Genomic DNA, 20,954 nt, shown 5'->3' with positions numbered 1-20,954 from the left:
ATAAATTTTAAAATTTTAAAATGATACCCCTTTTATTTTAAAATATTGAAAATAATACTAAAAACCTGTATTATAAGTGCAAGAGAATATTACTGCTTTAATAGCTTAAATACTAACATTTGAAAAAGGAGATTTAGTATGAGTAAAGAAGAATACCGTGTTGAAAGTGATACAATTGGTCCTGTTAAAATTCCTAAAAATGCACTGTGGGGTCCTCAAACTGAGAGGAGTCGTAATAATTTTCCCAGTGGCGAATTAATGCCACTTGCAATTATTCGTGCTTTTTTACATTTAAAAAAAGCTGCAGCCGAATCAAATGTAGAAGTTGGCGCTGAACCAGCAGAAAAAGGACGAGCTATTGAGGAAGCGATTGATCAACTATTAAAATTAGATGATCATGAATTGCGTCAAGATTTTCCGTTACACGTATTACAAACCGGTTCTGGTACTCAGAGCAATATGAATGTTAACGAAGTAGTAGCAAATTTAGCTAACAAGATGCATCCCAATTTGAATATTTTGCCTAATGATGACGTTAACAGAGGACAATCTTCAAACGATACTTATCCCACAGCAATGAACATTGTGGCAGTGGAAGCTTTAGATAAACTTGAACCGGCTGTGCAACACTTAATTGACGAACTCAAAATTAAGCAGGACAAGTATTGGAAAACCGTCAAAGTTGGCCGTACTCACCTGCAAGATGCTACTCCGATAACTTTTGGGCAAGAGGTTTCAGGTTATATTTCAGCTTTAAAACATGATTTATCTTATATTCAAGAGCTTAAGCCTACATTGTATGAACTGGCGATTGGTGGTACTGCTGTTGGGACAGGCCTTAATGCTGCACCTGGAATGACTGTCAAAATTGCTGACAAACTATCCCAAGTTTACGGCCACGATTTTAAAGTTAATACCAATAAGTTTTGGGGTTTAGCTCACCATTCTGGCATAGATGTTGTCCATGGTGCTTTAAAAACTTTGGCTGCCGATATGTTTAAGATAGCCCAAGATATAAGATTCTTGGCATCAGGTCCAAGAGCAGGCTATCACGAACTTAATATTCCGGCTAATGAACCGGGTTCCTCAATTATGCCTGGCAAAGTTAACCCTACTCAGGCTGAGGCGGTGACTATGGCAGCTGCAAAAGTTTTTGGCAATGATACTACTATCACTTTTGCTTGTTCCCAGGGCAATTTTGAAATGAATGTTTATAAAACAGTTATGATCACCGCGTTTTTAGATTCTTGCGACATTTTAACCGGTACCATTAATGGTTTTGCTGATAAAATGATTGCCGGCTTAACGGTAAACGCTGAAAAAATGGACGATTTGCTTGCAAGTTCTTTAATGACAGTGACGGCTTTGTCACCTCATATTGGCTACCATGCAGCTGCTAAGATTGCACAGACTGCGGATAAAGAAGGAACAACGCTTAAAGAAGCAGCCCTTAAAAGTGGCAAATTAACTGAAAAAGAATATGATGAATGGATGGATTATATGGAGATGACCAATATCTCTCAGACTAATCCTGAAAAATAAATCTTTTAAATTTCTGTAGAGGAGAAATCAATGGGTAAATTTGTTTTTACGCCTAATAAGGCTTCTGAAATACAAGAAAGTTATGACGCAATTATAATCGGTGCAGGTGGTGCCGGCTTAACTGCAGCTATTCAGGCTCATGAATTAGGACTGAATGTTGCTGTCTTTGAAAAGAATTCTGATTTAGGTGGGAACACAAACAGGGCTTCTTCTGGAATGAATGCTTCTGAAAGTCTTGTTCAAATAAAACAGGGAATTATAGATGATAAAGAAGATTTTTATCGTGAAACTCTCAAGGGTGGAGGAATGATGAATGACCGTGAACTTTTGCGCTACTTTGTCGATCATTCTGCTCTTGCAATAGCTTGGCTAAAAGATCACGGGATAGAGCTAACTAATTTAACTATTACTGGTGGGATGAGCAAGAAGAGAGCTCACCGTCCTGCTTCAATGGCACCAGTCGGCAATTATTTAGTTACTGGTGCTTTAAAGCAAATACAAGAAGATAAAATACCAGTTTTTAATAATGCAAAAGTAACTAAGCTTTTACAAGATAACAAACAGCAAGTAACAGGTGTCCAGGTTGATACTCCTGAAGGACAAGTAAAAGTAAGTGCAAACGCTGTGCTATTGGCTTCAGGTGGCTTTGGCTCGTCTAAAGAATTAATTAAAAAATATCGTCCTGACCTGGTAAATTATCAGACTACCAATCAGCCTGGTGCTACTGGCGATGGTTTAAAACTTGCTAGTCAAATTGATGCACAACTAGAGCAAATGGACTTTATTCAAGTGCACCCAACTGCACAAACTGATACTAACCACATCTACTTGATCGGAGAAGGCTTAAGAGGAGAAGGAGCTATTCTCGTTAACAAATCTAGTAAAAGATTCGTCAACGAGTTAAGTACACGTAAAATTGTTTCTGACGCCATTAGCAACTTAAATGAGAACGGTGCTTTTTTGGTGTTCGATCAAGGTATTAGAAATAACTTTACTGCTGTTGAATTTTATGATCACGTAGGATTGGTTAGTCACGGAGAAACAATTTCTGATCTAGCTCAAAATATTGGTGTCACAGCTTCGAACTTGAATGAAACTATTACTAATTGGAATGAGTCTGTCACCAATAAAACAGATAAAGAATTTGGCAGAACAACAGGAATGGAGCATCAAATTGCGCAGGGACCATTCTTTGCAATTCATATTAACCCGGCTATCCACTATACTATGGGCGGTATCCATATCAATTCCAAGACCGAAGTTTATGATACAGACGGGAACATTATTAAAGGCCTCTATGCTGCGGGAGAAGTTTCAGGTGGATTACACGGAAATAACCGAATTGGTGGCAACTCGATTGCTGAAACTGTCATTTTTGGTAGGCAGGCAGGAATACAAATGAGCAAGTTTGTCAAAAACCAATAACTATAATTTAACTAAATTGGCGCTTAAAAAAAGTGTCAGCCGTTGATAATACTGATAGGTATTTTGTTAGTTTCTACGCTTTGTAAGCTGGGGTTTTGCCAGTGATTTGTTTACTGTTTTTTATTTTACATAAGCAAAATTATGTTTAGCAGTTTTCAAGCTCTTTGTCGTTTAGCAGCGACGAAGGGCTTTTTTATTTTAGGTTTTTAAGTAAACGGGTATGCCAAAAATACTAATTTTTACCTTATTAACAAACCGAATTTTAAATATGTAAGACTGTTTTTATTTTTAAAAAATTAAAAAATAAATTATTTATTTTAAATATTGCAAATAATAGAAATAAAATTTATAATGTGGATGTAAAGGATTACATTTTTAAAAAATTCGAAAGGAAATGACTTAATGAATAAGAAAGTATTATTGGTTGGAGACGGAGCTGTAGGTTCAACTTTTGCAAATGACTTGTTGCAACATACTAGTGTTGACGAGCTGGTAATCTGTGATGTGGTCAAGAATCGTCCGGTGGGAGATTCAATGGATTTGGAAGATATACTGCCTTTTACAGGCGAGTGTAATATTCATTCTGGTGAATACTCTGATGCAAAAGATGCTGCTGTGGTGGTAATTACAGCAGGTGTTCCCCGCAAGCCAGGAGAAAGTCGGCTTGATCTTGTGAATAAAAATGTTAGCATCTTGAAAAGTATCATTCAACCAGTAGTCGAATCGGGCTTTGATGGTATTTTCTTAGTTTCTGCTAATCCAGTTGATATATTGACAACTTTAACCCAAAAACTATCTGGCTTTCCGAAAAACAAAGTAATTGGGACAGGTACATCACTAGATACTGCTCGTTTAAAGGTTGATTTAGCCAGAAGATTAAATGTTCCGGTGGCTGAGGTTAATTCCATGGTTTTAGGTGAACATGGTGATACTTCATTTGAAAACTTTGATGAGTCAACTGTGGGCGGTAAGCCACTAACAGAATTTGCTCATATTGATGATAATATTTTGAACCAAGTTGAACTGAATATTCGTCAAAAAGGTGGAAAAATAATTGAAAATAAAGGTGCAACATTTTATGGCATTGCGATGATGTTAACGCAAATTGTTACCGCAATATTGACTAACCGTTCAATTGCTTTGCCTTTATCTGCACCAATTAATGGTGAGTATGGCATTAAAAGCGAACTTTATTTAGGCACACCTGCAGTAGTTGACGGGTCTGGAATCAGCCAGGTGATTGAGACTGAACTTTCAGAGTCTGAAAAGGCAAAGATGGTGGATTCGGCTGCCAAAATGCAAGAAGTACTAAATAATATTGCTTTAGATTAATTAAAAAGAAGGCATGAATAATGCAGGTTGGTAAGAGAATTTTTTTACAAAGAAAGCTTCCCGCAAAAGAAGTAGTTTTTGCATATAAAAAGCTGCCCTCATCAAATGTGGCTGACTGTATGAATAGAACAGGTGCAATGTCGCCCAGAATTAGGCTGATGTCACACCCACATGAAGAAATGTGTGGTCCAGCTTTTACAGTTCATAACCGCCCAGGTGATAATTTAACTATTTATGCAGCTTTAAAATATTGCCAAGAGGGTGATGTGGTGGTCATCGATAATGAAAATGATAATACCAGGGCAGTTATTGGTGAAGTAATGATGACATGGCTGCGGGATCAAAGACATGTAGCTGGTGTAGTAGTTGATGGGCCAATAAGAGACATTGATAGTTTAAGCAACTGGGATTTGCCTATTTATGCTGTAAGTACCACTCCAGATGGTCCTTATAAAGAAGGACCAGGAGAAATTAATGTACCGGTTTCTTGTGGTAACGTAAGTGTTAACCCAGGTGACGTCATTTTAGGCGACGCTGACGGTGTTATCAAAATTGCTCTGGAAGAAGCAACTGAATTGTTGCCGATTGTTCAGAATTTTCATGAAAAGGATGAGGCAAAAGCAGCTAGTTTTCATGATGGTTCAGGAAATATAGATTGGCTTGATGATGAATTAAAGAATAAGAATTATAAAATTATCGACGATTTTTATCGCCCGGAAAATTATAGGTAATTACTATGAAAACACTTGAAAAAGTTAATTATAAGGGCTTTGTTTTACCTTTAGTGATTGGCGTGATTCTATGGGGCATCACACCGTTGAGACCTGGTGGCTTGTCTGCTTCCGCATGGGAGATGTTTGCCATTTTTGTAGCAACTATTGTTGGCTGTATTACAAAGCCTTTGCCAATAGGTGGTACTACTTTAATCGGACTGATAGTGACGGTTTTAGTTGGTTTGGCTCCAATCAAAGATGTTGTAGATCCCAAAACTGGTAAAGTGACATCTGGCATTCTCAGCGCCTTTAGTAATTCTGCTTCTTGGCTAATTGCTATGGCTTTTATCATGGCTTATGGTATTAGCAAAACCGGTTTAGGTAATCGAATAGCGTATTGGATGATTGAGAAATTTGGTAAGAAGTCCATTGGTATCGGCTATGCTATTACCGGTTTGGAATTAGTTTTAGGAGCTTTAATACCATCAAATAGTGCTCGTACAGGTGGTGTAGTTTGGCCGGTGACAGAATCAATCTCTAAAGATTATGATTCTGATCCTAATGATCCTTCAAGAAAGAAAATCGGAGCTTATCTTAGTTTTACAGCCTTCCATGCCAACATTCTGTCAACTGCTCTGTTTATTACAGGTGCTGCTCCTAATATGGTTGCTTCTCAAATGGCGGCACAGAAAAATTATAATATGACCTGGATCAGCTGGTTTACAGCTGCGATAGTTCCTGTTCTAGTTGCAACTATTATTATTCCAGTTGTGATTTATAAGATTTTTCCTCCAGAAATTAAAGAAACTCCCAACGCTAAAAAATGGGCCAGTGACCGTTTAGCAAAAATGGGACCAGTGACAAAGCCTGAAATGATTATGTCAATAGTATTTTTGCTGGCTATTATTTTATGGGTTTTATCCGGAATCTTCAAAATTCCTCAATTAGATTCTACTTTTGTGGCCTTTTTAGCTGTCGGCTTATTGCTATTAACTGGTGTCTTAACTATGAAAGATGCTTTAAACCAAACTGGAGCTTGGAACATTCTAATTTGGCTGTCAATTTTAATATTTATGGCAAGTAAACTTATTTCCTTTGGTTTCATTGACTGGTTTTCTAAGACTATTCAGACTAGTCTTCACGGAATAAGCTGGCAAATAGTATTAGCCGTTTTAGTGATCTTGATGTTTTACACCCACTACTTCTTTGCAAGTGGTACTGCACATATGACAGCATTATACCTGCCATTCTTATCTGTTGCTGTTGCTACAGGTGCTCCATTAGGATTATCAGCTATGCTCTTGGCGTTTACCGGGGCAATTAATGCTTCAACTACTCACTATGCTAACGGACCGGCTTCTATATTAGCTACAACTGGTTACATTAAGCAGAGTGAATGGTGGAAATATAATTTTATTTTAGGAATTCTTTATTTACTGATTTTCGGCGTAATAGGCACTTTATGGATGAAAGTTATTGGAATTTGGTAAATGCTTAAGGCAAACAATTTTATAACAAATGATGGTATTCGAATAACTTATTACGATACATTAAAAAGTGGTCAGCCTATTTTAGCGGTTCCTGGCATAGGTAGTTCTGCCACATTATGGCAAGAAGCTGTAAAGCTTTTCACAGAAGATTATCGCTTTATCATAATTGATCCTCGAAATCAGGGACGTTCTCAAAGAACGTTTAAGGGGCAACGTATTAGTCGTCATGCAGCTGATTTAGCCGAGCTCATTAGCAGATTAAATTTAAACAATATTATTGCTGTTGGCAATTCCATGGGAGCCGCAAACATTTGGGCTTATGTTTCACTATTTGGCTCCCAGAGATTGCAGGCAATTGTTGACTTAGATCAACCTCCCAAAATGATTCAAGACAGCACTTGGCACTATGGGTTTAAAGATTTAACTTGGAAAAATTATCCGGATTATTTAAAGATAGATCAGGGCAATGGTATTTATGCTCACATCAATGATGAGATGTTTAAAAAGGCCAAAATTGAAGCCCAAAAATATCCGTATAATGCTGAAGAAAATTATCTTTGTCGAATAGATCATGCTGAGCAGGATTGGCGGGACGTTTTAGTTAGCTTAAAAGTTCCTATGCTCGTTTTAGCAGGACAAAATTCACCCTTTTTTGATTATCATTTTGCCTATGCTACAAGAGAATTGAATCCTAAAATTGACACAGGAATAATAGCAAATTGTGGTCACTTAATTCAGGCGGAACAGCCTCTGAAAATGTATCAAGAAATCATGAAATTTTTGCAAGAATTTTAGCTAAAGTGAGAACCAAATAAATGGATAAAACAATAGAGCTCAATTTAAATTTTCCAGACACAAAAACAAGATGGGAAAATTTCTTAATTAATCAGGGAATTACAGATTTCAGCTCCCGCGAAGTTGACGTTCTTGATCATACTATTGGTTTAATAGATGAAGATGGCCATTTGGTTGGAACTGGTAGTATTGCGGGCAAAGTTCTTAAATACATAGCAGTGTCAAATGATGAAGCTGTTCACGGGGCACGCTTTAATCAAATAGTGTCGGCTTTGCAAGAATACCTTTTTAGTCAGAAAATTTATCATTCATTCGTATTCACCAAGGCAAAATATTCGTCTAGTTTCGCCCATTTAGGCTTTAATGAGTTGGCTCATACTGATACTGCGGCTTTTTTAGAAAGTGGAACACCAAGTATTCAAGACTTTTTAACAAAAATGCCTAAAATTAAAAACCAAAATCAAAAAGAAGTTGCGGCAATTGTAATGAATGCTAATCCATTTACTTTGGGCCACCAAAAGTTAGTACAACTAGCAAGTAGTGAAAATGATTTGGTTTATGTTTTTGTAGTGGCTACAGATGCTTCTTTATTTAAAACAGCTGAAAGAATGGATTTAGTAAAAAAAGGAACTGCCAACTTTAAAAACGTGGTGGTAGTCAGTGGTGGAGATTACCAAGTTTCACGCTCGACATTTCCGGCTTATTTTTTAAAGTCACCTGATGAACTAATTACAACACAAACGGCGATTGACGCTTTAATTTTTAAAAATATTATTGCACCAAAATTGACAATTAAGAAACGTTATCTGGGTACTGAGCCATTTTCAAGGACGACTAATTTCTATAATCAAAGTTTACAAAAAATACTTAGTCCCACTATTGAGGTTAAAATTGTGCAACGCTTTCGTGATAACGAGAAAATAATTACGGCAACTAATGTGCGCCAATTGATCAAAAATAGTGATTTGAAAGATATTTCCACTCTAGTTCCACCAACTACAATGAATTTTATAAATGAAAATTATCAAATTTTACAAGAAAGAATAAAGAAAGGAATGAACATTGATGGAAATTAAAACTGTTGGAGTAGCAGGAACATTAGAATCTTCAGATATTCAGGTAATGATTTCTGCTGGTCAAAAAGGAATTGAAGTTGATCTGGATTCAGAGGTAGCTAAATCATACGGTGATCAGATCAAAAAGGTAATAACTGAAACCCTAAATAAATTTGGTATTACTAACGCAAAAGTTAAGGCTACAGACAAAGGAGCTCTTGACTGCGTGATTGCTGCAAGAACATTAGCAGCTGCGCAAAGAGCAACTGAAACTACTGACAAGCCGAGATTGGAGGTATTGCAATAAATGACTTATGTTAAAAATCGTTTGCGTCGAACAATGATGTTTGTACCAGGTAATAATCCTGCAATGGTTAAAGACGCTGGCATTTATGGAGCTGACTCTATTATGCTGGACTTAGAAGATGCAGTTTCATTAACTGAAAAAGACGCAGCCAGAATGTTAGTATTTAATGCTATTAAAACAGTTGATTTTGGTGGCGCTGAAATAGTCGTTAGAATTAACGGTCAAGACACTCCTTTTTATGACGAAGACGTAAAGGCAATGGTGCGCGCTGGAGTAGATGTTATTCGCCTGCCTAAAACTGAATCGGCCGCTATGATTAAAAAATTAGTAGCGGATATGGAAGATGCTGAAGAACGATATGGAGTGCAAAAGGGCTCAATTGGTGTTATGGCAGCGATTGAGAGTGCAAAAGGTGTTCTTAATGCTCCTGAAATTGCAACAGCAACCCCATTAATGATGGGCTTAGCCGTTTCTGGTGAAGACTATACTGCAGATATGCACACACACCGTTATCCGGATGGACGTGAGTTAGAATTTGCCCGCAACATGGTATTGCAAGCTGCTAGAGCAGCCGATGTTTATGCTTTCGATACTGTGTTTTCTAATATGAATGATACAGAAGGATTTTACCGTGAAACCAAATATATCTATGAACTAGGTTATGATGGTAAGTCTTTAGTTAATCCAAGACAAATACCTATGGTTAACAAGGTATTTAACCCTACCAAGGAAGAAATTGAAAATGCTCTTTCTGTCCAAAATGCTATTCAAGAAGCAAAGGCAAAAGGCTCAGGCGTTATCTCAATGAACGGTAAAATGGTCGACAAACCGGTTGTTGAGAAGGCTAACCGTGTTATTGCAACAGCTAAAGCATCGAATTTAATTGATGAGGAGGGTAATTACATTGGAGAATAAAGTAAAACGCAATTTGCCTGATGAGTTGATGACAAAAATGAATCTTAAACCATTTGCATCTGTGGAAATAGGTAATCCTGAAGTAAAAAGAGTGGCTCCTAAAGTACAAGTTACTACGGGCGAATCAAAAGTGGTGGATTCTTTAGAAGATGTTATTAAGAAAACTTTAAAAGATGGTATGACTATTTCTTTCCACCATCATTTTAGAAATGGTGATTTTGCTTTTAATAAAGTAATGAATCTAATTATTAAAATGGGTTATCAAAACTTAACATTAGCTCCATCTTCCTTAACCGGTGTTATGAATGACACGGTGATTGAAGCAATAAAAAAGGGTGTTATCACAAATATTACTTCATCGGGAATGAGAGGCAGCTTGGGAGATTTTGTTTCCCATGGTGGTTTGAAAAACCCAGTGATTTTCCGTTCTCATGGCAATAGAGCTCGTTCTATTGAAGAAGGAGAAATCAAAATTGACGTGGCATTTTTAGGTGTTCCAAATGCTGACCCAGCTGGTAATGCCAATGGTCAAGAAGGGGATGCAGTTTTTGGATCTCTGGGCTATGCTTTGATTGATGCACAATATGCTGATAAAGTAGTTTTGCTGACTGACAATATAGTTGATTATCCAAATACGCCTGCCTCAATTAAACAAACTCAAGTCGATTATGTTGTGAAGGTTGATCAAATTGGTGATGCTGATAAGATTGGTTCAGGAGCGACTCGTTTTACCAAAGATCCTAAAGAACTGAAAATTGCACAAACTGTTAATAAGGTGATAACAAATTCACCATATTATAAACAAGGATTTTCTTTCCAAACCGGGTCTGGAGGAGCTGCGTTGGCAGTGACCAGATACTTAAGAGAATCTATGCTAAAGGATGGGATTAAGGCATCATTCGCTCTAGGCGGTATAACAAAGCCTACGACTGATCTCCTTGAAGAAGGCCTGGTCAAGAAAATTATGGATGTTCAGGACTTTGACAAGGGTGCTGCAGCTTCAATGGCTCAGAATAAAGACCAACAGGAAATTGATGCCTCCTGGTATGCTGATCCTCATAATAAGGGTGCCGTAGTAAATAACTTAGATGTGGCCATTCTCTCAGCTTTGCAAATCGATACCAATTTTAACGTTAACGTAATGACAGGTTCCGATGGTGTTATTCGTGGTGCTATTGGTGGTCACCAGGATGCGGCTGCAGCAAAAATGACTATTATCACTGCTCCGCTAGTACGTGGACGCAATGCTACAGTAGTCCCAGAAGTGGAAACAGTTGTTACACCAGGAGATTCAATTGATGTTTTAGTGACCGAAAGAGGAATTGCGATTAATCCCCGCCGTAAAGACTTAATAGCTGCTTTTGCTAAGGTTCCTGAACTCAATATTGTTGATATCAAAGAACTGCAAAAAATGGCACAAAAACAGGTTGGAACACCAAAGCCACTAGAATATACTGATCGTGTTGTTGCTTTAATTCAATATCGGGATGGCACTATTATTGATACAATTAAGCAAGTAAAAGATTAACTAATTATTTTAATAAAGTGTGAGAATGAGGCTAAGACTTGTTCTCACACTTTTTAGTTATAATATAAAAATAGAAAGAAGATGATAAAATGGTAAAAACAATATTTACTGAAGGAGAACCACAGAGTATTACAGAGGTATTAGCAAATAAAGATGAAAGGGTAGAGTTGCAACAAACAATATTTCACAAGTTTCCTGAATGTACGCTGCTGGATGTTAAATTAAACATTCCCGGCCCTATTAAAAACAATCGCTATTTAAAAGAAATTTTTGCTTCAGGTATTCTAAATTTAGAAGAAATTTTGCAAAATAGCCAGTTACCTTTTACTTTGTATGAACATTGGGAGAGAGCAGCAGGTTCAGAAAACTTTTATCTCGTTAATGCTGATTATCGTTTAGTTAAAAAAAGGGCAGTTGAATTTGAAAATAAACAAAAAATTAATCGGCTATTTGATGCCGATGTATTAATTAAAAAGCAAAAACAGGCAATATCCCGCAAAGATCTGGACTTGCCTGTTCGCAAATGCTTTTTATGTTCAAAACCCGCTAAAGAATGCGCTCGCTCAAGAACACATTCAGTGGCAGATCTGCAAAATTATATTACAAGCTTATATAATGAAGAGTTCTGTAAAAAATCCGCAAATTAAAGTGCCTCATTTTTGCGTAAAACTCTTTCAGCTATACCCGAAGTGGTAATTAAATGCGTTATTATGCCAGATCTAAGAGCCCCCAAAAGTGCATCTTCCTTAAACCGGTTTTTAACAATTACAAACCGATCAGGAACTGCAAAAATGTCGGAAAGACTGATGCCAGATATATGAGGCTCAATTGGACTATAAAATCGACCTTTAATATCATAAGGTCTGCCAAAAATAATTCCTGCTAACTGATTTTTTTCAATTCCAGTAAACAGTTTATCAGCGTAATAATCCATAAAAAATTGTCCTGATTCCAGTGATTGCATGGTACCAATACTTGCAAATACCAGATCAAGTTGTGAAAAATATTTTTCAATATATTGATAATAAGGTTCTTGCTGAATTTTTTTGACGAGTCTCGGATCAATTGCATAAAGAGGTGCGGGAAAGGTTAAACTTTTAGCATTAAATTTGTCAGCAGCATGTTGAATAAGCGGCTGCTTGCGTTTACTAGAATTTACCACTTGACCTAATAGTTGAATAAATGTCAGGTCAGCGCGAGTTTCGGCTGAAAAATCATCAATAATGTCTCTTAAAAGTGTCCCCCAAGTTAATCCCACGACGTGAGCAGAATTAATATAGTTTTGAATTTGTTTGGCGGCAAAATTGACAATCATTTCATTGTCTTGATTTTTAGTTTCTTTATCTTCTAAGATATAAACTTCTTTCAGATCGAAAAGTTTTTGAAACTCCCGTTCAAGATTTTGCGCTCTTTTGGGACTTTGATAAATACTAATTTTTACAATACCCTTGTCTTCCGCTTCGTCTATTGCTTTTGCAATAAGATAACGAGAAAGGTTGTATTTCTTAGAAATTTCAGCAATATTTAACTTACTTAAAAAATAGTCATGTGCAATATTTGCAATTTGCTCATCTGTTAACAATGTCATTTGGTTATTCCTATTCTTCATACTCTACATTTATTTTAATTATATTAGAAAAAGCGCTTTAATACTATAACCTAAACAACTTTTTAAAATAAAATATTTTTCAGAATATCAGAAAAATATATTTATTTTTTCTTACTCTAATAAATCGCAAAACTTCGCATGTGTAATTTTTTGCAAATCTTGTGGTTTTAAAAAGACGCTGCGGCCAATTTTACCACTTGAAACAGCTATCTCGCTTTCTTTAGACATGCTTTTATCAAGAAAAATAGGAAAATGATGTTTGAAATAAATACCAATAGGCGTGTTGGCACCGTGAGCATAACCTGTAGTTTTTTCCAAATCTTTTAAAGGTAACATTTCACATTTTTTGTTCCCAGAATTTTGCGCTAGTTTTTTCATGCTTAAATGTTCTGTTACTGGTACAACCCCTACCAGAACTTTAGTATTATTTCCAGAACAAACGAGAGTTTTATAGACCAAATGTTCTTTCTCGTTTAAAATGGATGTATCCATTTGTGCTACACCACCAGAATCCTCGTGGGTGGCAAACTCTGCTTGACGATATGGAATCTTGTTCTTGTCTAAAATTTTTTCGACAAGTGTTTTTTCAATATTATTTTTCTTTTTTGACATATAGATCACCCTTTTCATGATAGCATTACAAAAAGGGAAAATAAAAAGGAAGTTTAAAAAATAATGAAATTATTGATTATTAAAATTGAAACTAGTCACGAAGTTGAAGATGCCTTAAACATATTTAGTAATGATGTCTTGCATTGTTTGGGCACCGAGACCCGAAAACGGTCCGACTTTGAACATGCTGGCTGGAAATCTGACTCAACAATGATTAAGCTTGATGAAATAAATGATTTACCAGAAGATTTACAGTTTTTAGCTTATTTTGATAGTGATCAAGATAAAGAAAAATTGATTGAAGAATACAAGCAAAAGTTATCTGAATTAAAAAGCTATGGTTTAAAAATAGGTAAAGCAGAAATAAGTACATCCTACATTAAAGATGAGGACTGGAATACTGTTTGGCAAAAGTTTTATCATCCAATTGATTTTTCCCGCCATTTGGCAATAGTACCTGAATGGGAAGAATATCAGCCGGCTTTTAAAGATCAAAGATTAATAAAATTAGATCCTGGTTTGGCTTTTGGCACTGGCTCGCATGAGACAACGCAGTTAGCCCTAGTTGGACTTGAGCAAACGCTTATAAGACCCAAAAAAGTTTGTGATGTTGGCACTGGTTCAGGAATCTTAGCTATTGCTTCCTCTTTTTTGGGAGCCGGTTCTGTTCTGGCAACTGATATTTCAGACGAAGCAATTACTGCTGCTCGTGAAAATATTTCTTTGAACGATTTAACAAATATTAAACTTAAAAAAACCAGCTTGTTAGATAATGTTCAGGGTAAATATGATATTATAGTTGCTAATATTTTAGCTGAAATACTCCTTGATTTGATTCCGCAGTTAAATAATCATCTCAATGAGGGCGGACAGGTCATTTTTTCAGGAATAGATTGTTCTCAGGCTGCTAAAATAAAGAAAGCTTTAAGCGAAAATGGCTTCCAGGTTGTCCTATCAATGCAAAGTGGCCGCTGGATAGGATTAATTATTGAAAGAAAAGATAACTAAAATGAGTTATAATAGATAATTAAATTAGTAAGGGATTAGCAAGTTGATTGACAAAATAAAAAATATACCTGTAATTAAGAAGTTAAATAGTTATGAGGTGACACCAGTCATTTACTGGAGCGTTTTAGTCATGATCCTGCCGTTATTATTTAGTCTTTTTTCAATAGGGACTATTTGGCGTGTAAGTTTATTATTTATATTAGCTAACAGCTTTATCAGTTACCATGTTGGTAAACTAATTAAAAAACGCAATCTCAAACATTATTGGCTGTTATTAATGCCTGGGTGTTTTTGTTTAATCGTTTTAATTAAATATGCCAATTACAACTTTCTGTTTGGGTTAATCTACCTCATTTTAGAAATTTTTGGCGTAATGGATAATCAAATTTATGCATAATATTAGAAGGGTCGATTTATATGTCAAAGTACATTGAAATGACACATGAGCAGGTGATAGATACCTGTAAAAAATATATGAATGATGATCAAATTGCATTTGTCGAAAAAGCTTATGAATTTGCTGCAAACGCGCATAAAGAACAAAAAAGAGCTTCAGGACAACCCTATATTGTTCATCCTACTCAGGTTGCCGGTACGCTTGCTAATTTGAGTCTTGACCCTGACACTGTCGCTGCAGGCTTTTTGCATGACACTGTAGAAGATACGCCAGTTACAAATGATGATATAAAAGAAAGATTTGGCAAAGATGTTGCCTTTATTGTTGATGGTGTTACTAAACTAAATAAATACCAGTATAAATCACACCAGGAATTTTTAGCTGAAAACCACAGGAAAATGCTAATAGCAATGGCTAAAGATATCCGGGTAATTATGGTTAAACTGGCTGATAGACTTCATAATATGCATACTTTAGAGCATCTGCGTCCCGATAAACAACGCAGAATTGCTTCAGAAACAATGGATATTTATGCACCTTTAGCAGATCGTCTGGGTATTGGAACAGTTAAATGGGAACTTGAAGATATGAGTTTTCATTATTTGAATCCTAAAGCTTATTATCGCATTGTTAATTTAATGAGCCTTAAGCGTAGTCAAAGAGAAAAATATATTCAAGATGCCATCAAGACACTTAAGGAGAGCTTGGACAGTCTAGGAATTAAATATGAAATATATGGCAGACCCAAGCACATCTATTCTATTTATAAAAAGATGGTTAACAAACATAAGGATTTTAATGAAATCTATGATTTGTTAGCTGTACGGGTTATCGTTAAAACAGTTAAGGACTGTTACGCAGTGCTAGGAGCTGTTCATACGAAATGGAAACCAATGCCTGGCCGTTTCAAAGATTACATTGCTGTTCCCAAAGTAAATGGTTATCAGTCTCTTCATACGACTATTATTGGTCCTGGCGGCCGACCACTTGAGATACAAATTAGAACTGAACAAATGCATGAAATTGCCGAATATGGTGTTGCCGCCCACTGGGCTTATAAAAGAGGTAATTTTAAGGGTGTAGAACAGACCAGTTCAAATGAAAAATTGGATATGGTGCGCGAAATTTTAGAATTAAAAGACGAAACTCAGGATGCTGATGAATTTATGAAAAGCGTTAAGAGTGAAATCTTTTCTGATCGCGTTTATGTTTTTACTCCCAAAGGTGAAGTTTATGAACTGCCAAAAGGGTCAGTAACCTTGGACTTTGCTTATGAAATTCATACTCAGGTTGGCAGTCATGCTGTTGGAGCTAAAGTTAACGGTAAATTGGTACCTTTAGACTATAAGCTGAAAAACGGCGATGTCATTGAAATTATGACACAATCAAATGCGACGCCATCTCGTGATTGGGTTGATTTGGTTAAGACTTCCCGTGCTCGCAATAAAATTAGGCGGTATTTTAGAAACCTTGACCGGGACCACAGCATCGAGCAGGGTCAGCAAATGGTTGCTGATAAATTGCGTGATCAGGGACTTTCACCAAAAGAATTCATGTCTAAAGATCATATCGAGCCACTTTTGGAACAAATTAATTATCATACTGCTGATGAGATGTATGCCTCAATAGGCTTTGGTGATCTTTCCGCCATTGGTGTAGTTAATAGGCTGACAGCTGATATACGCCATGAAAACGAGAAAAAGAAACAAAAGCAGTTAGAAGAAGAAATTCTTAACTCTGGACAAAAATCTGTCTCGGAAACTACAACCACTAAAAAAGATTCTAAAGCAATGAAAATCAAGCATAAAAATGGTGTCATGATTCAAGGAATTAGTGACTTGATGCTTCATTTAGCTAAGTGTTGTAATCCAGTCCCAGGAGATGAAATTGTTGGTTACGTTACTAAGGGCCGCGGGGTGACTATTCATAGAACAGATTGCCGTAATATCGTTAATAACGATGATAGCCAGGGCAGATTGATTGAAGTTCAATGGGAAAATGTTGAAGAAAACAGTGCCCAAGCATTTAATGCCAATATTGAAGTTTTTGGTTACAATCGCGGAAAGCTGCTTACTGACGTAATCACTAAATTAAATACACTAACGCCAAATATTAATAATATTTCTGGTAAAGTTAATGAAGATAACATTGCTCATATTTATGCGACAGTTGCGGTTAATAATTCTGCACAATTAGACGGAATTTTATCAAAATTAAGAGATATTCCTGATGTTTACCAAACAAGGAGGGCTGATAATTAATGCGAGTTGTCGTCCAAAGAGTAAATAATGCCAGTGTCAAAATTGCAGGCAATACGGTTGGCCAAATTAATAAAGGCTTGTTATTGCTGGTTGGCTTAAAAGAAGGCGATGGAGTAGAACAGATTAAAAAGGCCGCTGCTAAGATAGCCAAAATGCGAATTTTTGAAGATGAAAATGGCAAAACCAATTTGGCAATTAAAGATGTTGGCGGACAAATCTTAAGCGTGAGTCAATTTACTTTATTAGCTGACACTAAAAAAGGTAATCGACCAAGTTTTATCAAAGCTATGAAACCACCAAAATCCGCGGAATTATGGGAGCAGTTTAATGAAGAGCTCAAAAAGCAGGGCTTAACTGTTGAAACCGGAGAATTTGGTGCAGATATGCAGGTTGATTTACAAAATGATGGTCCTTTTACTATTGTGTTGGATCTGTAAAAATTAGGCTTAACTGCACTACAGGTTGACTTTTTGCCTGGAAAACTATAAGCTAAAAAAGAATTATCAATGACAAAGACTGAAGTATAGTTTTTAATTTCAGAGACCGTCTGTTTTGCTGAGAGGACGAAAATAAACTAACTGTGACCCCTTTACCAGATAATAAGCGCATCGCGAGCGTTATTCGCAGCAGGTAAAAGGTGGTACCGTGCTAATTCAGAGCGCCCTTGATTTATTCAAGGACGTTTTTTTATTAAAAGGATGATTAAATGAGAGTTCAAAGACCTAAAGGGACAGTTGATATTTTGCCAGACGAATCTGGTTCATGGGAAAAAGTAGAACAAATATTGCGTGATTTTTTTAAACAAGCAAATTACCGGGAAATTCGGACACCGAGTTTTGAAAATTATAGCGTTTTTGCTCGTTCAAGTGGTGAGACATCGGATGTCGTTGAAAAAGAAATGTATGACTTTAATGATAAAGGCGGCAGGCATATTGCTTTAAGGCCCGAGGGAACAGCTGGAGTAGTTAGAGCTTATGTAGAAGATAAACTTTATGCTCCTGAAGTGGTTAAGCCTTTAAATGTCTACTATATCGAGTCCACGTTTCGGTATGAAAGGCCTCAGGCAGGCCGCCAGCGTGAGTTCCATCAAATTGGTATAGAAAGTTTTGGCTCGGATAATCCTTTAGCTGATGTAGAAACAATTGTTTTAGCACATGATTTATTAGCCAAACTGGGTGTCAAAAATTATGAATTGCATATTAATACCTTAGGAAACTCCAAGGTTCGTCAGGATTACCATGATGCTTTAGTCAATTACTTTACACCTTTTAAAGATCAGCTTTCAGATGACTCAAAAAGGCGGTTAGAAAAAAACCCTTTACGTATTTTAGATTCCAAAGATGACCAGGATAAGCAATTTTTACCTGGCGCCCCCCGAATAATTGACTATTTAGATGAGGAATCAAAGGCTAATTTTGATCAGATTTTGGAAATGCTGGACCAACTGGACATTAGTTATGTGATAGATAATGATTTAGTTCGCGGACTTGATTATTATACTGGCGTCATTTTTGAATTTATAGTCGAAGATAAAAGTATTTGGGAATCTGCCTCAACCATTTTAGGTGGTGGTCGTTATGATAACTTAGTTAAGGAATTTGACGGACCAGTTACACCTGCCGTTGGTTTTGGTATCGGAGAAGAACGGTTAATGCTAGTTTTACAAAAGCAAAACCCAGCATTGTTTGCGGATCAAGGCATTGATTTCTTCATTACTAATATCGGTCAAGAAACACAAATAAAAACTGTTGAAATTGCTCGTTTGTTGCGTAAAAACGGACTAAAGGTGCAATATGATGTTGACCAAAAGAAATTAAAGGCGCAATTTAAAAAGGCTGACAGGGCAAATGCAAAATTTGTTATTACTCTTGGAGCTAAAGAATTATCCGACGGAGTTTTAAATGTTAAGCGCCTTTCTGATGGGCAAACTTTCAAGTTCAGTTTTGATGATCTTGAAAATATGAATGCAATAATGAAACAATTAAAGGAATAAAAATGAAGCAAGTAGAAAAAAGAACTGATTATTGTGGCAATATTACCCCCAAATATCTTAGCCAAGAAGTAAACTTATATGGCTGGGTTCAGCGCGTGCGAAACCTTGGTAACTTGGTATTTATTGATTTGCGCGATCGTGAGGGTATAGTTCAGGTAGTTGTTAATCATGAATCAGGTCAAGACTTGATGACTACTGCTGACGCACTGGGAAATGAATTCGTTATTCAAGTTAAAGGAAAAGTAGTCAAACGCTCCAGTATTAACCCAGATATGAAAACCGGTGAAGTTGAAGTTGACGCTAAAGAAATTATTATTTTGAATAAAGCAAAGAACCCACCTTTTGAAATAAAAGATGATGTTGAAGTTGCTGAACAAACAAGATTAAAATATCGCTATTTGGATTTACGCCGACCAAGCCTGCAAAACGCGATTATTTTGCGTTCAAAAATATTGCAAGCCACGCACGAATTTTTTGATCAAAACGGCTTTATTGATATTGAAACACCAATATTAGGAAAATCTTCTCCCGAGGGAGCGCGAGACTATTTAGTTCCTTCCAGGATTTATCCGGGTAGTTTTTATGCATTACCGCAATCTCCTCAACTTTTCAAGCAATTATTGATGGGTGCAGGCTTTGATAAATATTATCAACTAGCAAGATGTTTTAGAGATGAAGATCTGCGTGGTGATAGACAACCTGAGTTTACGCAAATTGATATGGAAACGTCTTTTACTGATGAGCAACAGGTGCAGGACTATACCGAAGGCCTATTAAAGAAAATTATGAAAGATGTAATGGGGATTGATTTAAAAACACCTATTGCACGCATTTCTTGGACTGATTCAATGAATAAGTATGGCACTGACAAGCCTGATATTCGTTTTGGCATGCTGATTCACGATTTAAGCTCTGTGTTTAAAGATAGTGATTTTAAAGTGTTTTCTAATGCCATTGCTAATGGTGGTTTTGTCAAAGGAATTGCGGTTAGAGGCGGCGCACAAAAATATTCTCGTAAACAAATTGAGAAAAAGCAAGACTATATTAAGCGCTATCATGCAAAGGGTCTGGCTTGGGTTAAATTTGAAGATGGAGAATTTTCTGGACCAGTTTCACGCTTTTTAACTGCCGAGAATAAATCCGCATTAATTAAAGAGTTTAATTTAAAAGGTGGGGAATTAGTAGTATTTATTGCTGATAAATGGAAAGTTTGCTGTGATTCACTTGATCACTTACGTCGTGAATTTGCCAAAGAAACTGATATTATACCTAAGCACGTATTTGATTTTATTTGGGTAGTGGACTGGCCATTATTTGAATACGATGAAGGCTTCGGTAGATGGATTGCTGCACATCATCCATTTACAATGCCGGATGACGAAGGCATCAAGCTTCTTGATACTGAACCGCATAAGGCTCATGCGCGTAGCTACGATATAGTTATGAATGGTGACGAGCTTGGTGGAGGATCCATTCGTATTCACAAGCGGTCAATTCAGGAAAAAATGTTTAAGGCTCTCGGTTTTACTAAAAAGCGTGCCTATGAACAATTTGGTTATTTGCTAGAAGCCTTGGACATGGGATTTCCACCTCATGCTGGTCTAGCCATTGGACTTGACCGTTTTGCAATGCTTCTTGCAGAAAAAGACAATATTCGTGATGTACTAGCATTTCCAAAAAACGCTAATGCATCTGAACCAATGATGCATGCTCCCGCACCTGTATCTGATCAGCAATTAAGTGATTTGGGCATAGTTGTCGAAGATAAGTATCATGATGATGTTGCAAAGATTGAAGCTAACTTAAGAGCACAGGCTGAAAAAGACGCCGCTCAAAATACTACTTGGGATTAGCAGATTTAAATATATTTTTATTTAGAGCACAAGAGCTGTGAAGAAATTTTCACAGCTCTTGTGCTTTTTTATTTGTCCTCATTCAATTTTGCTTGAGGACATTTTCTTATGGTGTAGCG

At 36.5% G+C, this 20,954-nt stretch carries 19 protein-coding genes; 17 read left to right on the top strand and 2 right to left on the bottom strand.

The features are described 5' to 3' along the window. Positions 1-138: 138 nt before the first annotated feature. From LDX54_RS05325 to citX, 11 genes are all read left to right on the top strand, one after another. On the top strand, positions 139-1,542 hold the full coding sequence (locus LDX54_RS05325) for a class II fumarate hydratase (RefSeq protein ID WP_265666676.1): 1,404 nt from the start codon (positions 139-141) through the stop codon (positions 1,540-1,542). Positions 1,543-1,572: 30 nt separating this feature from the next. Continuing rightward, positions 1,573-2,967, top strand: a complete 1,395-nt coding sequence (locus LDX54_RS05320; protein ID WP_265666677.1) for a flavocytochrome c — start codon at positions 1,573-1,575, stop codon at positions 2,965-2,967. Positions 2,968-3,369: 402 nt separating this feature from the next. Continuing rightward, a complete protein-coding gene (locus LDX54_RS05315) occupies positions 3,370-4,299 on the top strand; it encodes an L-lactate dehydrogenase (RefSeq protein WP_265666678.1) in 930 nt (309 codons plus the stop codon). A 20-nt stretch (positions 4,300-4,319) separates the two neighbouring features. Beyond that, a complete protein-coding gene (locus LDX54_RS05310; RefSeq protein ID WP_265666679.1) occupies positions 4,320-5,030 on the top strand; it encodes an RraA family protein in 711 nt (236 codons plus the stop codon). A 5-nt stretch (positions 5,031-5,035) separates the two neighbouring features. Continuing rightward, complete coding sequence (locus LDX54_RS05305) at positions 5,036-6,502, top strand: DASS family sodium-coupled anion symporter (protein WP_187157229.1); 1,467 nt, start codon at positions 5,036-5,038, stop codon at positions 6,500-6,502. Further along, positions 6,503-7,297, top strand: a complete 795-nt coding sequence (locus tag LDX54_RS05300; protein ID WP_265666680.1) for an alpha/beta hydrolase — start codon at positions 6,503-6,505, stop codon at positions 7,295-7,297. A 20-nt stretch (positions 7,298-7,317) separates the two neighbouring features. After that, positions 7,318-8,373 (top strand): [citrate (pro-3S)-lyase] ligase, encoded by a 1,056-nt coding sequence (gene citC, locus LDX54_RS05295; RefSeq protein ID WP_265666681.1) that lies wholly within the window; start codon positions 7,318-7,320, stop codon positions 8,371-8,373. Then, the gene (gene citD / locus LDX54_RS05290; protein ID WP_265666682.1) at positions 8,363-8,659 is read left to right on the top strand and encodes a citrate lyase acyl carrier protein; all 297 of its coding nucleotides are present in this window, start codon (positions 8,363-8,365) and stop codon (positions 8,657-8,659) included. Before citC ends, citD begins: the two co-directional genes overlap by 11 nt. Further along, a complete protein-coding gene (locus LDX54_RS05285; RefSeq protein WP_046324903.1) occupies positions 8,660-9,574 on the top strand; it encodes an aldolase/citrate lyase family protein in 915 nt (304 codons plus the stop codon). Further along, positions 9,564-11,102, top strand: a complete 1,539-nt coding sequence (citF, locus tag LDX54_RS05280) for a citrate lyase subunit alpha (protein WP_281214423.1) — start codon at positions 9,564-9,566, stop codon at positions 11,100-11,102. Before LDX54_RS05285 ends, citF begins: the two co-directional genes overlap by 11 nt. A gap of 89 nt (positions 11,103-11,191) precedes the next feature. Further along, positions 11,192-11,749: a citrate lyase holo-[acyl-carrier protein] synthase gene (gene citX, locus LDX54_RS05275; RefSeq protein WP_122037628.1), complete on the top strand. Its 558-nt coding sequence runs from the start codon at positions 11,192-11,194 to the stop codon at positions 11,747-11,749. Here the strand turns inward: citX and LDX54_RS05270 are convergent. Together LDX54_RS05270 and ybaK are read right to left on the bottom strand one after the other, a co-directional pair. Continuing rightward, on the bottom strand, positions 11,746-12,690 hold the full coding sequence (locus LDX54_RS05270; protein ID WP_046324900.1) for a sugar-binding domain-containing protein: 945 nt from the start codon (positions 12,688-12,690) through the stop codon (positions 11,746-11,748). The two genes, citX and LDX54_RS05270, sit on opposite strands and share 4 nt — an antisense overlap. A gap of 132 nt (positions 12,691-12,822) precedes the next feature. Continuing rightward, on the bottom strand, positions 12,823-13,323 hold the full coding sequence (ybaK, locus tag LDX54_RS05265) for a Cys-tRNA(Pro) deacylase (RefSeq protein WP_046324899.1): 501 nt from the start codon (positions 13,321-13,323) through the stop codon (positions 12,823-12,825). Positions 13,324-13,386: 63 nt separating this feature from the next. Between ybaK and prmA the strand changes: the two genes are divergently transcribed. The 6 genes from prmA (at position 13,387) to aspS (ending at position 20,835) form a co-directional block, all read left to right on the top strand. Continuing rightward, positions 13,387-14,331: a 50S ribosomal protein L11 methyltransferase gene (gene prmA / locus LDX54_RS05260; protein WP_265666684.1), complete on the top strand. Its 945-nt coding sequence runs from the start codon at positions 13,387-13,389 to the stop codon at positions 14,329-14,331. 43 nt (positions 14,332-14,374) lie between these two features. Further along, positions 14,375-14,728 (top strand): hypothetical protein, encoded by a 354-nt coding sequence (locus LDX54_RS05255; RefSeq protein WP_194240838.1) that lies wholly within the window; start codon positions 14,375-14,377, stop codon positions 14,726-14,728. Between the two features lie 20 nt (positions 14,729-14,748). Beyond that, positions 14,749-16,989 (top strand): bifunctional (p)ppGpp synthetase/guanosine-3',5'-bis(diphosphate) 3'-pyrophosphohydrolase, encoded by a 2,241-nt coding sequence (locus LDX54_RS05250; RefSeq protein ID WP_046324893.1) that lies wholly within the window; start codon positions 14,749-14,751, stop codon positions 16,987-16,989. Further along, positions 16,989-17,426: a D-aminoacyl-tRNA deacylase gene (gene dtd / locus LDX54_RS05245; RefSeq protein WP_187157223.1), complete on the top strand. Its 438-nt coding sequence runs from the start codon at positions 16,989-16,991 to the stop codon at positions 17,424-17,426. The genes LDX54_RS05250 and dtd overlap by 1 nt, the downstream gene beginning before the upstream one ends. Before the next feature lie 269 nt (positions 17,427-17,695). Then, complete coding sequence (gene hisS, locus LDX54_RS05240) at positions 17,696-18,982, top strand: histidine--tRNA ligase (RefSeq protein WP_198203075.1); 1,287 nt, start codon at positions 17,696-17,698, stop codon at positions 18,980-18,982. A 2-nt stretch (positions 18,983-18,984) separates the two neighbouring features. After that, positions 18,985-20,835 carry an aspartate--tRNA ligase gene (aspS, locus tag LDX54_RS05235; RefSeq protein WP_198203074.1) on the top strand — a complete coding sequence of 617 codons (1,851 nt, stop codon included), beginning with the start codon at positions 18,985-18,987 and terminating at the stop codon, positions 20,833-20,835. The last annotated feature ends 119 nt before the right edge of the window (positions 20,836-20,954 follow it).

The organism is Lactobacillus sp. IBH004, from assembly GCF_026185255.2.
Classification (GTDB): domain Bacteria; phylum Bacillota; class Bacilli; order Lactobacillales; family Lactobacillaceae; genus Lactobacillus; species Lactobacillus melliventris.
The sequence above is the reverse complement of the archived record's forward strand: the minus strand, read 5'-3'. Positions and strand labels throughout refer to the sequence as shown.

Excerpts from the sequence above, each read along its gene's own strand:
- LDX54_RS05325 (WP_265666676.1), top strand. The coding sequence starts at position 139 with ATGAGTAAAGAAGAATACCGTGTTGAAAGTGATACAATTGGTCCTGTT.
- LDX54_RS05320 (WP_265666677.1), top strand. The coding sequence starts at position 1,573 with ATGGGTAAATTTGTTTTTACGCCTAATAAGGCTTCTGAAATACAAGAA.
- LDX54_RS05315 (WP_265666678.1), top strand. The coding sequence starts at position 3,370 with ATGAATAAGAAAGTATTATTGGTTGGAGACGGAGCTGTAGGTTCAACT.
- LDX54_RS05310 (WP_265666679.1), top strand. The coding sequence starts at position 4,320 with ATGCAGGTTGGTAAGAGAATTTTTTTACAAAGAAAGCTTCCCGCAAAA.
- LDX54_RS05305 (WP_187157229.1), top strand. The coding sequence starts at position 5,036 with ATGAAAACACTTGAAAAAGTTAATTATAAGGGCTTTGTTTTACCTTTA.
- LDX54_RS05300 (WP_265666680.1), top strand. The coding sequence starts at position 6,503 with ATGCTTAAGGCAAACAATTTTATAACAAATGATGGTATTCGAATAACT.
- citC (WP_265666681.1), top strand. The coding sequence starts at position 7,318 with ATGGATAAAACAATAGAGCTCAATTTAAATTTTCCAGACACAAAAACA.
- citD (WP_265666682.1), top strand. The coding sequence starts at position 8,363 with ATGGAAATTAAAACTGTTGGAGTAGCAGGAACATTAGAATCTTCAGAT.
- LDX54_RS05285 (WP_046324903.1), top strand. The coding sequence starts at position 8,660 with ATGACTTATGTTAAAAATCGTTTGCGTCGAACAATGATGTTTGTACCA.
- citX (WP_122037628.1), top strand. The coding sequence starts at position 11,192 with ATGGTAAAAACAATATTTACTGAAGGAGAACCACAGAGTATTACAGAG.
- LDX54_RS05270 (WP_046324900.1), bottom strand. The coding sequence starts at position 12,690 with ATGACATTGTTAACAGATGAGCAAATTGCAAATATTGCACATGACTAT.
- ybaK (WP_046324899.1), bottom strand. The coding sequence starts at position 13,323 with ATGTCAAAAAAGAAAAATAATATTGAAAAAACACTTGTCGAAAAAATT.
- prmA (WP_265666684.1), top strand. The coding sequence starts at position 13,387 with ATGAAATTATTGATTATTAAAATTGAAACTAGTCACGAAGTTGAAGAT.
- LDX54_RS05250 (WP_046324893.1), top strand. The coding sequence starts at position 14,749 with ATGTCAAAGTACATTGAAATGACACATGAGCAGGTGATAGATACCTGT.
- dtd (WP_187157223.1), top strand. The coding sequence starts at position 16,989 with ATGCGAGTTGTCGTCCAAAGAGTAAATAATGCCAGTGTCAAAATTGCA.
- hisS (WP_198203075.1), top strand. The coding sequence starts at position 17,696 with ATGAGAGTTCAAAGACCTAAAGGGACAGTTGATATTTTGCCAGACGAA.
- aspS (WP_198203074.1), top strand. The coding sequence starts at position 18,985 with ATGAAGCAAGTAGAAAAAAGAACTGATTATTGTGGCAATATTACCCCC.